Raw genomic sequence first — 13,470 nt, 5'->3', positions numbered from 1 at the left:
ACGGTGGACAGCGGGGCCCGTGCGGCACAATGACCTTGCTCCTACGGGCCGGACGACCGATGACGGGATACGAACGACGCCATGACCACCACAGCTGAGAAGACCACGCGGACCGTCGGCGGGAGCAGGGCGCTGGCGTGGCTGCTGGTGATCACCGGGGCCGCGGGCCTGCTGGCCTCCTGGGTGATCACGATCGACAAGTTCAAGCTGCTCGAGGACCCGAACTTCACCCCGGGGTGCAGCCTCAACCCCGTGGTCGCGTGCGGCAACATCATGAAGAGCGACCAGGCGTCGGCCTTCGGCTTCCCGAACCCGATGCTGGGCCTCGTCTCCTACGGCATCGTGATCTGCGTCGGCATGAGCCTGCTGGCCGCGGCGAGCTTCCGGCCCTGGTACTGGCTGACCTTCAACGCGGGCACGCTCTTCGGCGTGGGGTTCTGCACCTGGCTGCAGTACCAGTCGCTGTACGTCATCAGCTCGCTGTGCCTGTGGTGCTGCCTGGCCTGGGTCGCCACGATCTTCATGTTCTGGTACATCACCGCGCACAACATCCGCGAGGGGCTGCTGCCGGCGCCCGCCTGGCTGCGGAACTTCCTGGCCGAGTTCACCTGGGTGCTGCCCGTGCTGCACGTCGGGATCATCGGGATGCTGATCCTGACGCGCTGGTGGGACTTCTGGACCTCCTGAGTCCCGGGGGGCCGTCCCGTCCCCCGGCTCCTTCCCCGGTCGGCCCGGCGACGGGGCTCCGTCCGCCGGCCGGCCGGGCGGCCACCGGGCCGGGCCTGATTGTCGGCGGCCTGCCCTAGGCTTTCAGGCGTGGAACCCGATCTGTTCACCGCCGCCGCCGAGGACCGCCAGGAGAAGGACCCGGCGAGCTCCCCGCTCGCCGTCCGCATGCGCCCGCGCACCCTGGACGAGGTCGTCGGCCAGCAGCACCTGCTCAAGCCCGGCTCGCCGCTGCGGCGGCTGGTCGGGGAGGGGCAGGGCGGCCCGGCCGGCGCCTCCTCCGTGATCCTCTGGGGCCCGCCCGGCATCGGCAAGACCACCCTGGCCTACGTGGTCAGCCAGGCCACGCAGAAGCGCTTCGTGGAGCTGTCCGCGATCACCGCGGGCGTCAAGGAGGTGCGGGCCGTCATCGAGGGCGCCCGCCGTGCCGCCGGGGGGTACGGCAAGGAGACGGTGCTCTTCCTCGACGAGATCCACCGCTTCAGCAAGGCCCAGCAGGACTCGCTGCTCCCGGCCGTCGAGAACCGCTGGGTCACGCTGATCGCGGCGACGACGGAGAACCCGTACTTCTCGGTGATCTCCCCGCTGCTCTCCCGCTCGCTGCTGCTCACGCTGGAGCCCCTGACCGACGACGACCTGCGCGGCCTGATGCGGCGCGCGCTCACGGAGGAGCGGGGGCTCGGCGGCGCGGTCACGCTGCCGGAGGACGCCGAGGCGCACCTGCTGCGGATCGCGGGCGGTGACGCGCGGCGCGCGCTGACCGCGCTGGAGGCCGGCGCCGGGTCCGCCATCGCCAAGGGCGAGGACGAGATCACGCTCCAGACGGTGGAGGAGGCCGTCGACCGCGCGGCGGTCCGGTACGACAAGGACGGCGACCAGCACTACGACGTGGCCAGCGCGCTCATCAAGTCCATCCGGGGCTCGGACGTGGACGCGGCGCTGCACTACCTGGCGCGGATGATCGAGGCGGGGGAGGACCCGCGGTTCATCGCCCGGCGGCTGATGATCTCGGCCAGCGAGGACATCGGGCTGGCCGACCCGACGGCCCTGCCGACCGCGGTGGCCGCGGCCCAGGCGGTGGCGATGATCGGCTTCCCGGAGGCGGCGCTGACCCTCTCGCACGCGACGATCGCGCTGGCCCTGGCCCCCAAGTCGAACACCGCCACCACCGCGATAGGCGCCGCGCTCGCCGACGTCCGCGCCGGCCTGGCGGGGCCGGTGCCGGCGCACCTGCGCGACGGCCACTACAAGGGCGCGGCGAAGCTGGGCCATGCGCAGGGGTACGTGTACCCGCACGACGTGCCGGGCGGGATCGCGGCGCAGCAGTACGCGCCGGACGCGGTGGCCGGGCGGCGGTACTACGAGCCGACGCGGTACGGGGCGGAGGCGCGGTACGCGGACGTGGTCGAGCGGGTACGGGGGCGCTTGCGCGGCGAATAGGGTGCGGGTCCCGTGCCGGGTGCCGGGTGCCGGGTGCCGGTCCCGTGCCGGGTGCGGTGCGCTTGCGGGTGCCGGGCCATACGGGGTGCGGGTCGTTGCCCTGCGGGGCTGGTCCCCTACCCGCCCTTCCTCCGTTCCCGGGCTCCGCCCGGACCCCTTCGGGGGCTCCGCCCCCGGACCCCCGCTCCTCAAACGCCGGAGGGGCTGAATACAGCCTCGCCGGCGTTTGAGGCGCGGGGTCCGGGGCGGAGCCCCGGTTTCGGGAAAGGGGCGGGGTGGGGAAACGGCTCCGCGCATGCGTCTGCGTCCAGCGCCCGTTGCCGCAGCCCTCGCAGCCTGGCCGGCGGGTCTCACCACGGCGGTGACCCGGAACCGAGCGCCAGCGCAGTGGCGCCCGCCGCGGCGGCGGTACACCGGGATCAAGCACTCGGTCAGCCCGCCGCCGCCTCGAAGAGGGTGTGCATCGCGCGCCGCAGCCCGCACACGTCCCGCACCGGCTCGGGGAAGTCGAAGCGCGCGTCGAAGGGCCGGTCGCCGGTGAAGCGGATCCGCAGTCCGAAGCGGTCCAGCGCCAGGGGCACCGCCCGGCGGCCCCCGGCCCCGGCCTCGGCCTCGCGCGCGCCGAGCAGCGCGCAGAGCCCGCCCACCCGGTCGCCGTGGGCCGCGTGCAGGTGCTGCAGCAGCTCCGCCTCGTGCGCGGCCAGCGGGTCCGGGGCGGCGGCGGCAAGGGCGTCGGGGTCGACGTACTCCGTGCCCCACAGGTCGTCCACGCCGACCTCTCCGACCTCCAGGCGCAGCAGCATCCACGCCGGACGGCCGTACGCACCGGGCGCGGGCTCCGGGTGGAGGGCCTCCCCGAGGCCCAGCAGCTCGCCCACCGGCTGCCGCTCGGCCAGCAGCATCGCGGCCGCGGCGCGCTCCTCCCCGCGCACGGGGGTCAGCCACCCGGCGAGCCACGCGCGGCCCCGGATACGATGGGGCACGGACACCGGCGCCACGTCCGTGATCTCGATCACGGCCGTGAGGTCGTCGTCCTGGGCGTGAGCGGCCGCCCTGGCAGCCGCGCTTTCCCCTGGAACCAGGAGAAGCACGTCCCCGTCCGGGGTGACGGTCCGCGCGACCGGCATCCCCGTCCCCGGCTCTTCGGGCCCGTACGCGTCCCGCGCGTCACGAGCACCCGGCAGAGTGAGGGATACTGAGGCGTTGGACTCAACGAGGGTTCGTACGCGCTCGGCTCCGGTGGGCTGTCGAGCGCCTTCCCTGGGACGCGGCTGACCTTGCTTACCGTCGTCGTCAGCGGACGTGGATTGGTTCTCGTCCGAACTGCGATGCGCACTGGGCAGGGAGATCCCATGTGGTCGAGACATTACGTCCTCCTCGAATAAGGTAAGGCTCACCTAACTTACATGGAGGTAGGTTCCTCGTGAACCAGGCACGACCCAAGGTCAAGAAGTCTCGCGCCCTCGGCATCGCCCTGACGCCGAAGGCCGTCAAGTACTTCGAGGCTCGCCCCTACCCGCCGGGCGAGCACGGCCGTGGCCGCAAGCAGAACTCGGACTACAAGGTCCGTCTGCTGGAGAAGCAGCGTCTGCGCGCGCAGTACGACATCTCCGAGAAGCAGATGGCCCGCGCGTACGACCGCGCGAAGAAGGCCGAGGGCAAGACGGGCGAGGCGCTGGTCGTCGAGCTCGAGCGTCGCCTCGACGCCCTGGTGCTGCGTTCGGGCATCGCCCGCACCATCTACCAGGCCCGCCAGATGGTCGTTCACGGCCACATCGAGGTCAACGGTGGCAAGGTCGACAAGCCGTCGTTCCGCGTCCGTCCCGACGACGTCGTGACGGTCCGCGAGCGCAGCCGCGACAAGCACCCGTTCCAGGTCGCCCGTGAGGGTGGCTACGCGGGTGAGGGCGAGACCCCTCGCTACCTGCAGGTCAACCTGAAGGCCCTGGCCTTCCGCCTCGACCGTGACCCGAACCGCAAGGAAATCCCGGTCATCTGCGACGAGCAGCTCGTCGTCGAGTACTACGCCCGCTAAGCCTCCGCGAGCGTAGGGGTGGCCCCGGCGGTGACGCCGGGGGAACCCACAGGCTGGTCAGGCCCGCCGGCTCCCCTCACGGGAGTCGGCGGGCCTGTTCTGTTGTGCGGCCCCGCCGGTACGCGGCGCCGGCAGGGCCACCCGCGCGCGGGCCGGCCCGCGCAGCGCCCGGGCGGCCAGCGCGTCCGCGTCCAGCGTCCGGCCCTCGGCCGCCAGCGCCTCGTACCGCTGCTCGCCCAGCGCCTCGCCCGCCTGCTCCTTGCAGGCCAGCCGGGGGCCGTTGAAGTACCCCGAGCCGAACAGCCGCAGCCCGACCGAGTCCCACAGCCGGTCCGCCGCGCCCTGGAGCACCGCGGCCTCCGCGGGATCGCCCTCCGTGGCCGTCAGCAGCGCCAGCAGCTCCACCGCCAGCACCAGGCCCAGCAGGTCGTGGAAGGCGTGGTTGATCGTCACGCACTCGACGAGCAGCGCCCGCGCCCCCGGCAGGTCGCCCGCGCCCAGCGCCGCGTACCCCAGCACGTACAGCACGTACGCCTTCGCCCACCGCTCCCCGTGGTCCTCGCAGATCTCCCGGACCTCGTGGCACAGCCGCAGCGCCCCCGCCATGTCGCCCTGGAAGGCCAGCGCCAGCGCCAGCTCCACCTGGCACATCAGGACGTTGCTGTTGAGCTCGCCGACCTCGCGGTACCGCTCCAGCGCCGCGCCGAACAGCTCCCCGGCCCGCTCCACCTCGTCCGAGACCAGCGCCAGGCAGCCCAGCCGGTGCACCGCGTACGCCATGGCCACCGGGTTCCCGGCCGCCGCGGCGCCGTCCCGGCACTCGTGCAGAGCCGCGAGCGCGGCCACCTGGTCCCCCTGCAGGGCCGCCACGTACCCCAGCACCCACAGCGCCTTCAGCCGCGAGCCGTCGTGGTCCGCCGTCACCTCCAGCGCCCGGTCCAGCCAGTGCCGCCCCTCCGCCAGCCGCCCGCAGCCCGCCCAGTAGAACCACAGCGTGCCCGCCAGGTACTGGCCCAGGTGGCCCTCCTCCGGGTCCTCCAGGCAGCACTCCAGGGCCAGCCGCAGGTTCGGCAGTTCCGTGTCCACCCGCGCGGCCACCTCGGCCTGCCGCGGGCTGAACCAGTCCAGCTCGCACCAGGTCGCCAGCCCCATGTACCAGTCCCGGTGCCGCCGCCGCAGCCGCTCGGTCTCGCCCTGCGCCGTGAGCCAGCCCGCCCCGTACTCCCGTACGGTGTCCAGCATCCGGTAGCGGACCCCGGCCGGGCCCTCCTCCCTCACCAGCAGCGACTGGGCCAGCAGCTCGCCGACGACGTCCAGCACGTCGTCCTGGGGGAGTTCGGGGCCCCCGCACACGTACTCCGCCGCGTCGAGGTCGAACTGGCCCGCGAACACGGACAGCCGCGCCCACAGCAGCCGCTCCTGCGGGGTGCACAGCTCGTGGCTCCAGCCGATGGCCGTACGCAGCGCCTGGTGGCGCGGCAGCGTCCCGCGCGCCCCGCCGGTCAGCAGCCGGAACCGGTCCTCCAGACGGGCCAGCACCTGCGCCACGGACAGGCTCCGCAACCGTCCGGCCGCCAGCTCCACGGCCAGCGGGATGCCGTCGAGGCGGGCGCACAGCTCGTCCACCGCCTCCCGGTTGCCCTCCGTCAGGGCGAACCCGGGCACCACCGCACCCGCCCGCGCCTCCAGCAGCTCCGCCGCCTCCGGGCCGGCCATCGGGGCCAGGGGGAAGCACTGCTCGCCGTCCAGGCACAGCGGCCTGCGGCCCACCGCCAGCACCCGCAGCCCGGGCGCCCTGCGCAACAGCTCCCGCACCAGCTCCGCGCACGCGTCCACCAGCTGCTCGACGCCGTCCAGCACGAGCAGCGCCCGCCGGTCGGCCAGGTACTCGGCGAGCACCTCACGCGGCGGCCGCGCGGTGTGATCCGTGAGGCCGAGCGCCTCCGACACGGCGTGGTCCAGGAGTTCCGGGTCGCGGACGGCGGACAGCTCCGCGAGCCACACCCCGTCGCAGTAGCGTTCCTGCACCTGACGGGCGGCCCTCAGGGCCAGCCGGGACTTCCCCACGCCGCCGACACCGGTCACGGTCACCAGCCGCGAGGCCTCCAGCAGCCGTCCCAGCTCGGCGAGTTCGGGACCCCGCCCGAAGAAGCCGTTCAGCTCCGAGGGAAGATTGCCGTACGTGCTTGCTCGCATGGGACACGGAGCGTACTGCTCCGGATGCGCTGCGTACAAGGCGCTCGTCGAACCCCGGAATTCCGGTACGGCGGCGTACCCCCGGCGCGATAGGGTCGGGGCAGGGCTTTTTCGTTATGTGTTCTTCGATCAGGGAGCGGTGCACGTGTCCGGTGGAGAGGTGGCCGGGATCATCGTGGCCGTCTTCTGGGCGATCCTGGTCTCGTTCCTCGCCGTGGTGCTGGCGAGGCTGGCCCAGACGCTCAGGGCGACCACCCGGCTCGTGGCGGACGTGACGGACCGCGCGGTGCCGCTGCTGGCCGACGCGTCCACGACCGTACGCTCCGCCCGCACCCAGCTCGACAAGGTCGACGCCATCACCAGCGACGTCCAGGAGGTCACCTCCAACGCCTCCGCGCTCTCCTCGACCGTGGCCTCCGCCTTCGGCGGCCCGCTGGTCAAGGTCGCGGCCTTCGGCTACGGCGTGCGCAAGGCGCTGGGCCGTACGGAGGAGGTGCCCGCCCGGGCCACCCGGCGTACGGTGATCGTCGGACGGACCGTACCCGCGGCCCGGCGCCGGAAGCAGAAGGACTGAGATCGCGATGTTCCGCCGCACCTTCTGGTTCACCGCAGGCGCCGCAGCGGGCGTGTGGGCCACCACCAAGGTCAACCGCAAGCTCAGGCAGCTGACCCCCGAGAGCCTCGCCGCGCAGGCCGCGGACAAGGCCGTCGAGGCGGGCCACCGCCTCAAGGACTTCGCCCTCGACATCAAGGCCGGCATGGCCCAGCGCGAGGACGAACTGAACGACGCACTCGGGCTGCGCCAGGACCCGGACCAGGTCCAGGCACTGCCCGCCCCGCGACGGCGTGCGGAGATCGAGAACCCGCCCGCCGCCCGCGGCCGCAAGCAACACCCCCGACTGAATTCGTACAACCGGAATGAGGACCACTGATGGAGTCGGCTGAAATCCGCCGCCGCTGGCTGAGCTTCTTCGAGGAGCGCGGTCACACCGTCGTCCCTTCGGCGTCGCTCATCGCCGACGACCCGACTCTGCTGCTGGTCAACGCGGGCATGGTGCCGTTCAAGCCGTACTTCCTCGGTGAGACCAAGCCCCCGGCCCCGCGGGCCACGAGCGTGCAGAAGTGCGTCCGCACGCCCGACATCGAAGAGGTCGGCAAGACCACCCGCCACGGCACGTTCTTCCAGATGTGCGGCAACTTCTCCTTCGGCGACTACTTCAAGGAAGGCGCCATCAAGTACGCCTGGGAGCTGCTCACGGCTTCCGTGGCGGACGGCGGCTACGGCCTGGAGCCGGAGAAGCTCTGGATCACCGTCTACCTCGACGACGACGAGGCCGAGACGATCTGGCGCGACGTGATCGGCGTCCCCGCCGAGCGCATCCAGCGCCTGGGCAAGAAGGACAACTTCTGGTCCATGGGCGTCCCGGGCCCCTGCGGCCCCTGCTCCGAGATCAACTACGACCGCGGCCCCGAGTTCGGCATCGAGGGCGGCCCGGCCGTCAACGACGAGCGGTACGTGGAGATCTGGAACCTGGTCTTCATGCAGTACGAGCGCGGCGCCGGCGAGGGCAAGGAGGACTTCCCGATCCTCGGCGACCTGCCCTCCAAGAACATCGACACCGGTCTCGGCCTGGAACGCCTCGCGATGATCCTGCAGGGCGTGCAGAACATGTACGAGACCGACACCCTGCGCGTCGTCATGGACAAGGCCACCGAGCTGACCGGCGTCCGCTACGGCGCCGCGAAGGACACGGACGTCTCGATGCGTGTGGTCGCCGACCACATGCGCACCTCCGTGATGCTCATCGGCGACGGCGTGACCCCCGGCAACGAGGGCCGCGGCTACGTGCTGCGCCGCATCATGCGCCGCGCCATCCGCAACATGCGCCTCATGGGCGCCACCGGCCCCGTGGTCAAGGACCTGATCGACGTCGTCATCGACACGATGGGCCAGCAGTACCCGGAGCTGCTCACCGACCGCAAGCGCATCGAGACCGTCGCGCTCGCCGAGGAGGCCGCGTTCCTCAAGGCCCTCAAGGGCGGCACGAACATCCTCGACACCGCGGTGACCGAGACCAAGGCCGCCGGCGGCACGGTCCTCTCCGGCGACAAGGCGTTCCTGCTCCACGACACCTGGGGCTTCCCGATCGACCTCACCCTGGAGATGGCCGCCGAGCAGGGCCTCTCCGTGGACGAGTCCGGCTTCCGCCGCCTGATGCAGGAGCAGCGCGACCGCGCCAAGGCCGACGCCAAGGCCAAGAAGACCGGCCACGCGGACATGTCCGCCTACCGGGAGATCGCCGACGGCTCCGGCGCCACCGAGTTCACCGGCTACGCCACCACGCAGGGCGAGTCCACCATCGTCGGCCTGCTGGTCAACGGCGTCTCCGCGCCGGCCGCCTCCGAGGGCGACGAGGTCGAGGTCGTCCTGGACCGCACCCCGTTCTACGCCGAGGGCGGCGGCCAGCTCGCCGACCAGGGCCGCATCAAGCTCGACTCCGGCGCCGTCATCGAGGTCCGCGACGTCCAGCAGCCCGTCCCGGGCGTCTCCGTCCACAAGGGATCCGTCCAGGTCGGCGAGGTGACGGTCGGCGCCTCCGCGTACGCCGCCATCGACGTCAAGCGCCGCCGGGCCATCGCCCGCGCCCACTCGGCCACCCACCTGACCCACCAGGCGCTGCGCGACGCCCTCGGCCCGACGGCCGCCCAGGCCGGCTCCGAGAACTCGCCCGGCCGCTTCCGCTTCGACTTCGGCTCGCCGAACGCCGTCCCCGGCACCGTCCTCACCGACGTCGAGCAGAAGATCAACGAGGTGCTCTCCCGCGAGCTCGACGTCACCGCCGAGATCATGAGCATCGACGAGGCGAAGAAGCAGGGCGCCATCGCCGAGTTCGGCGAGAAGTACGGCGAGCGCGTGCGCGTCGTGACCATCGGCGACTTCTCCAAGGAGCTGTGCGGCGGCACGCACGTCGGCAACACCAGCCAGCTCGGCCTGGTGAAGCTGCTCGGCGAGTCCTCCATCGGTTCCGGCGTGCGCCGCGTCGAGGCCCTGGTCGGCGTGGACGCGTACAACTTCCTCGCCAAGGAGCACACGGTCGTCGCCCAGCTCCAGGAGCTGGTCAAGGGCCGTCCGGAGGAGCTGCCGGAGAAGATCTCCTCGATGCTCACCAAGCTCAAGGACGCCGAGAAGGAGATCGAGAAGTTCCGCGCGGAGAAGGTCCTCCAGGCCGCCGCCGGACTCGCCGAGAACGCCCAGGACATCCGCGGCGTGGCCCTTGTGGTCGGCCAGGTGCCGGACGGCACCGGCGCCGACGACCTGCGCAAGCTGGTCCTCGACGTGCGCGGCCGCATCCCGGGCGACCGCCCGGCCGTCGTGGCGCTCTTCACCACGGCCAACGAGCGCCCGCTGACGGTCATCGCCACCAACGAGGCCGCCCGCGAGCGCGGCCTCAAGGCCGGCGACCTGGTCCGTACGGCCGCCAAGACCCTCGGTGGCGGCGGTGGCGGCAAGCCGGACGTGGCCCAGGGCGGCGGCCAGAACCCGGCCGCCATCCCCGAGGCCATCGCCGCGGTCGAGCGCCTCGTCGTCGAGACGGCCTGACGATGACCCTGCGCCGCGGACGTCGGCTCGCGATCGACGTCGGGGACGCCCGGATCGGGGTCGCCTCGTGCGACCCCGACGGGGTGCTCGCCACGCCGGTGGAGACCGTGCCGGGACGTGACGTCCCGGCCGCCCACCGGCGGCTGCGCCAGCTCGTCGAGGAGTACGAGCCCCTGGAGGTCGTGGTCGGACTGCCCCGTTCGCTCAGCGGACGGGAGGGTCCGGCCGCGGCCAAGGTGCGTGCCTTCGCCACCGAACTGGCCAAGGGCATCAAGCCGGTGACGGTCCGTCTGGTGGACGAGCGGATGACGACCGTCACCGCCGCCCAGGGCCTCCGGGCCTCCGGGAAGAACGCCAAGAAGGGCCGTTCGGTCATCGACCAGGCAGCCGCTGTGGTGATCCTTCAGAACGCTCTTGAGACCGAACGGGTATCAGGTAATCCGCCCGGCGAGAGCGTCGAAGTGGTCATCTGATCGCGATACGGTAACGTTCCGCGCCATGTGGCGGCTTTTCGAACAGCCGTCGCCCATGGAAGAGGCGGACCGGAAGCCGTGGTACCCACGCCACGGCCACCGTCTCGCGGCTCCAGGAGACCGATGACTGAGTATGGCCGGGGCACGGGCCCCGAACCGTGGCACCCTGACGACCCCCTGTACGGGGACCAGGCGTGGACCGGACACCAGGCCCAGCACGGCCAGGTGCCGTACGAAGGCGCGCAGCAGCAGCACTACTACCCGCAGCAGCCGCAGCAGCAGCCCCAGGTCCCGTATTACTCCCAGCAGCCCGCGGGGCAGTACCACCCGCAGCAGCCGCAGTACCAGGACCCCCAGTACCAGGACCCCCAGTACCAGGACCCGCAGCACGCGTACGGTGCCCAGCCGCAGCAGGCCGCCCCCGGCCAGTACCACGGGGACGGCACGGGCGGCTGGGACACCGGCTCCTGGAACACCGGCGCGCCCGACCCGTACGGCGCCCAGCAGCCCGCCGGCTACCCCGCCGAGGCCCCCGACCAGTACCGCACCGCGGAGGCCTACCCGCCCCCGCAGCCGCCCAACCGCCGCCACCTCGTACCCGAGCCGGCGGGGGAGTGGCTGGACGAGCAGCCCGAGGACGCCGGGGAAGCCGAGCCGGAGGAGCCCGAGCACGCGTTCTTCGCCGGCGGCGGGGACGACGACGGCCACGACGACGACTCCGGCGACCGGGGCGGCCGCGGCAAACGCGGCGGCCGGGGCGGCCGCAAGCAGAAGGGCCGCAGCGGAATGGCCTGCCTGGTCGTCTCCCTCGTCCTGGTGGGCGGGGTCGGCGGCGGCGGGTACCTCGCCTATGACTTCCTGAAGGCCAAGTTCGGCCCGGCCGAGGACTACGCGGGCGAGGGCACGGGCTCGGTCGAGGTCGAGATCAAGGCGGGCTCCGGCCTGTACGAGATGGGCAACGTGCTCAAGGCCGCCGGTGTGGTCAAGAGCGCCGACGCCTTCGTCACCGCAGCGCAGGAGAACCCGCGCGGCACCGGCATCCAGCCGGGCCTCTACACCCTCAAGAAGACGATGTCGGGCCAGGCCGCCGTCGAGGCCATGCTCAGCGGCACCGCCCAGAACGTGCTGATGGTCAACCCCGGCATGCGCAACGTTGAGGTCTACAAGGCCATCGACAAGAAGCTCAAGCAGCCCGAGGGCACCACGGCAGGGGTGGCGAAGAGCCAGGCCAAGAACCTGGGCCTGCCCGCGTGGGCCGACGACAACCCGAAGATCAAGGACCCGCTGGAGGGCTTCCTCTTCCCGCAGCGCTACGACCTGAGCGCCGGGGCCACGCCGGAGAAGCTGCTCAAGCAGATGGTCGCCAAGGCCTCCGCGCAGTACCAGGAGCTCGGCTTCGACCAGAACAAGGCCAAGTCCCTGGGCCTGGACTCGCCGCTCCAGCTCGTCACGGTCGCCAGCCTCGTGCAGGCCGAGGGCATGAACCACGACGACTTCCGCAAGATGGCGGACGTCATCTACAACCGGCTCAAGTCCACCAACGACGTCACGAACCGGAAGCTCGAGTTCGACTCCACGATCAACTACGCCAAGGGCACGAGCAACATCCACGTGGGCCGCACCGAGGCGCGGACCCTGGAGGACCCGTACAACACGTACAAGCACGAGGGACTGCCGCCCGGCCCGATCGGCAACCCGGGCACGGACGCCCTGAACGCCGCCCTCAATCCCGACAAGGGCGGGTGGATGTTCTTCGTATCAGTTGACGGAAAGACGACCACCTTCACCAAGACCTTCGCCGAGCACGAGAAACTGGTCGCGGAGTTCAACAAGAAGCACAACAACGGGTAGGTAGTCACAGATGTCTGGTCGTCGGGCCGCGGTGCTGGGTTCGCCCATCGAGCACTCTCTTTCTCCGGTGCTGCACCGCGCCGCCTACCGGGAGCTGGGCCTCGCCGACTGGTCGTACGACCGGTTCGAGGTCGACGAGGCCGGGCTCCCGGCGTTCGTGGCGGGGCTCGACGGCCGCTGGGCCGGGCTCTCGCTGACCATGCCGCTCAAGCGGGCGGTCATGCCGCTGCTGGACGAGGTCAGCGAGACGGCCGCCTCCGTCGAGGCCGTCAACACGGTGGTCTTCACGGAGGACGGACGCCGGATCGGCGACAACACCGACATCCCGGGCATCATCGCCGCGCTGCACGAGCGCGGCGTCGACGAGGTGCCCTCGGCCGCCGTCCTCGGCGCCGGGGCCACCGCCTCCTCGGCCCTCGCGGCCCTGTCCCGGATATGCACCGGCGAGGTCACCGCGTACGTCCGCAGCCAGGCCCGCGCGGCCGAGATGCGGCAGTGGGGCGAGCGGCTCGGGGTGGCCGTGCGCACCGCCGACTGGGCCGACGCGGCCGCGGCGCTCAGCGCGCCCCTGGTCATCGCCACCACCCCCGCCGGGACCACCGACGCCCTCGCGGCGCGCGTCCCCGACGCCCCCGGCACCCTCTTCGACGTGCTGTACGAGCCCTGGCCCACCGCCCTCGCGGCCGCCTGGGACCGGCACGGCGGCCAGGTCGTCGGCGGCCTGGACCTCCTGGTCCACCAGGCCGTGCTCCAGGTCGGGCAGATGACCGGCCACCCCGGCCCGCTCGCCGCCATGCGGGCCGCCGGAGAGCGCGCACTGGCCGCCCGATAGGCTCCCCACCTGCGACGATGCAGGTGAAACCCAGGGGGAGTGGTCATGGACGGGACGGCGGGCACGGTGCTGGCAGGCAGGTTCGACTTCCTGTGGGACCTCGGGGCCTGGATCCCGGCCCTCCTCAGACTGGCCTTCGGCCACGCCCCGGAGTGGGTCCGGTACACCCTGCTCGCGGTCGTCGGGGGCTGCTTCCTGTGGGCCGGCGTGCGGTGGCTCCAGCGCCGCGGCGCGGTCGTCAGGACGCCCCGGACCGGCTCTGCGGATGAGACGGGCGTCCGATAGCTGGACCAGAGATCGGTCCGGCACGCTGGAC

The 13,470-nt window shown here is 72.2% G+C and carries 12 protein-coding genes; 10 read left to right on the top strand and 2 right to left on the bottom strand.

What is annotated here, in order from left to right; all coding sequences use genetic code 11:
- The first annotated feature begins 81 nt into the window (after window positions 1–81).
- Window positions 82–687: a vitamin K epoxide reductase family protein gene (locus ACIQUQ_RS22700; protein WP_403978645.1), complete on the top strand. Its 606-nt coding sequence runs from the start codon at window positions 82–84 to the stop codon at window positions 685–687.
- Window positions 688–816: 129 nt separating this feature from the next.
- Complete coding sequence (locus ACIQUQ_RS22695) at window positions 817–2,166, top strand: replication-associated recombination protein A (RefSeq protein WP_403978643.1); 1,350 nt, start codon at window positions 817–819, stop codon at window positions 2,164–2,166.
- A gap of 431 nt (window positions 2,167–2,597) precedes the next feature.
- On the opposite strand, the gene ACIQUQ_RS22690 is transcribed toward ACIQUQ_RS22695, so the two are convergent.
- Window positions 2,598–3,293, bottom strand: a complete 696-nt coding sequence (locus tag ACIQUQ_RS22690; protein ID WP_403978640.1) for a DUF2470 domain-containing protein — start codon at window positions 3,291–3,293, stop codon at window positions 2,598–2,600.
- 296 nt (window positions 3,294–3,589) lie between these two features.
- On the opposite strand from ACIQUQ_RS22690, the gene rpsD reads away from it, so the two are divergent.
- On the top strand, window positions 3,590–4,201 hold the full coding sequence (rpsD, locus tag ACIQUQ_RS22685) for a 30S ribosomal protein S4 (protein ID WP_399947524.1): 612 nt from the start codon (window positions 3,590–3,592) through the stop codon (window positions 4,199–4,201).
- A 57-nt stretch (window positions 4,202–4,258) separates the two neighbouring features.
- Here rpsD and ACIQUQ_RS22680 read toward each other — a convergent pair whose 3' ends face one another.
- Window positions 4,259–6,397, bottom strand: a complete 2,139-nt coding sequence (locus ACIQUQ_RS22680; protein ID WP_403978636.1) for an ATP-binding protein — start codon at window positions 6,395–6,397, stop codon at window positions 4,259–4,261.
- Window positions 6,398–6,542: 145 nt separating this feature from the next.
- On the opposite strand from ACIQUQ_RS22680, the gene ACIQUQ_RS22675 reads away from it, so the two are divergent.
- From ACIQUQ_RS22675 to ACIQUQ_RS22645, 7 genes are all read left to right on the top strand, one after another.
- Window positions 6,543–6,971 (top strand): DUF948 domain-containing protein, encoded by a 429-nt coding sequence (locus tag ACIQUQ_RS22675; RefSeq protein WP_399947520.1) that lies wholly within the window; start codon window positions 6,543–6,545, stop codon window positions 6,969–6,971.
- A 7-nt stretch (window positions 6,972–6,978) separates the two neighbouring features.
- The gene (locus tag ACIQUQ_RS22670; protein ID WP_403978633.1) at window positions 6,979–7,329 is read left to right on the top strand and encodes a DUF6167 family protein; all 351 of its coding nucleotides are present in this window, start codon (window positions 6,979–6,981) and stop codon (window positions 7,327–7,329) included.
- A complete protein-coding gene (alaS, locus tag ACIQUQ_RS22665) occupies window positions 7,329–9,998 on the top strand; it encodes an alanine--tRNA ligase (protein ID WP_403978630.1) in 2,670 nt (889 codons plus the stop codon). Before ACIQUQ_RS22670 ends, alaS begins: the two co-directional genes overlap by 1 nt.
- 2 nt (window positions 9,999–10,000) lie before the next feature.
- Entirely contained in the window at window positions 10,001–10,471 is a 471-nt protein-coding gene (gene ruvX, locus ACIQUQ_RS22660; RefSeq protein ID WP_403978627.1) for a Holliday junction resolvase RuvX, read from the top strand.
- 123 nt (window positions 10,472–10,594) lie between these two features.
- On the top strand, window positions 10,595–12,322 hold the full coding sequence (gene mltG / locus ACIQUQ_RS22655; RefSeq protein WP_403978624.1) for an endolytic transglycosylase MltG: 1,728 nt from the start codon (window positions 10,595–10,597) through the stop codon (window positions 12,320–12,322).
- Window positions 12,323–12,332: 10 nt separating this feature from the next.
- A complete protein-coding gene (locus ACIQUQ_RS22650) occupies window positions 12,333–13,154 on the top strand; it encodes a shikimate dehydrogenase (RefSeq protein WP_403978621.1) in 822 nt (273 codons plus the stop codon).
- A gap of 45 nt (window positions 13,155–13,199) precedes the next feature.
- The gene (locus ACIQUQ_RS22645; protein WP_403978618.1) at window positions 13,200–13,439 is read left to right on the top strand and encodes a hypothetical protein; all 240 of its coding nucleotides are present in this window, start codon (window positions 13,200–13,202) and stop codon (window positions 13,437–13,439) included.
- The last annotated feature ends 31 nt before the right edge of the window (window positions 13,440–13,470 follow it).

The organism is Streptomyces sp. NPDC101118 (assembly GCF_044759445.1).
Classification (GTDB): Bacteria; Actinomycetota; Actinomycetes; order Streptomycetales; family Streptomycetaceae; genus Streptomyces.
The sequence above is the reverse complement of the archived record's forward strand: the minus strand, read 5'-3'. Positions and strand labels throughout refer to the sequence as shown.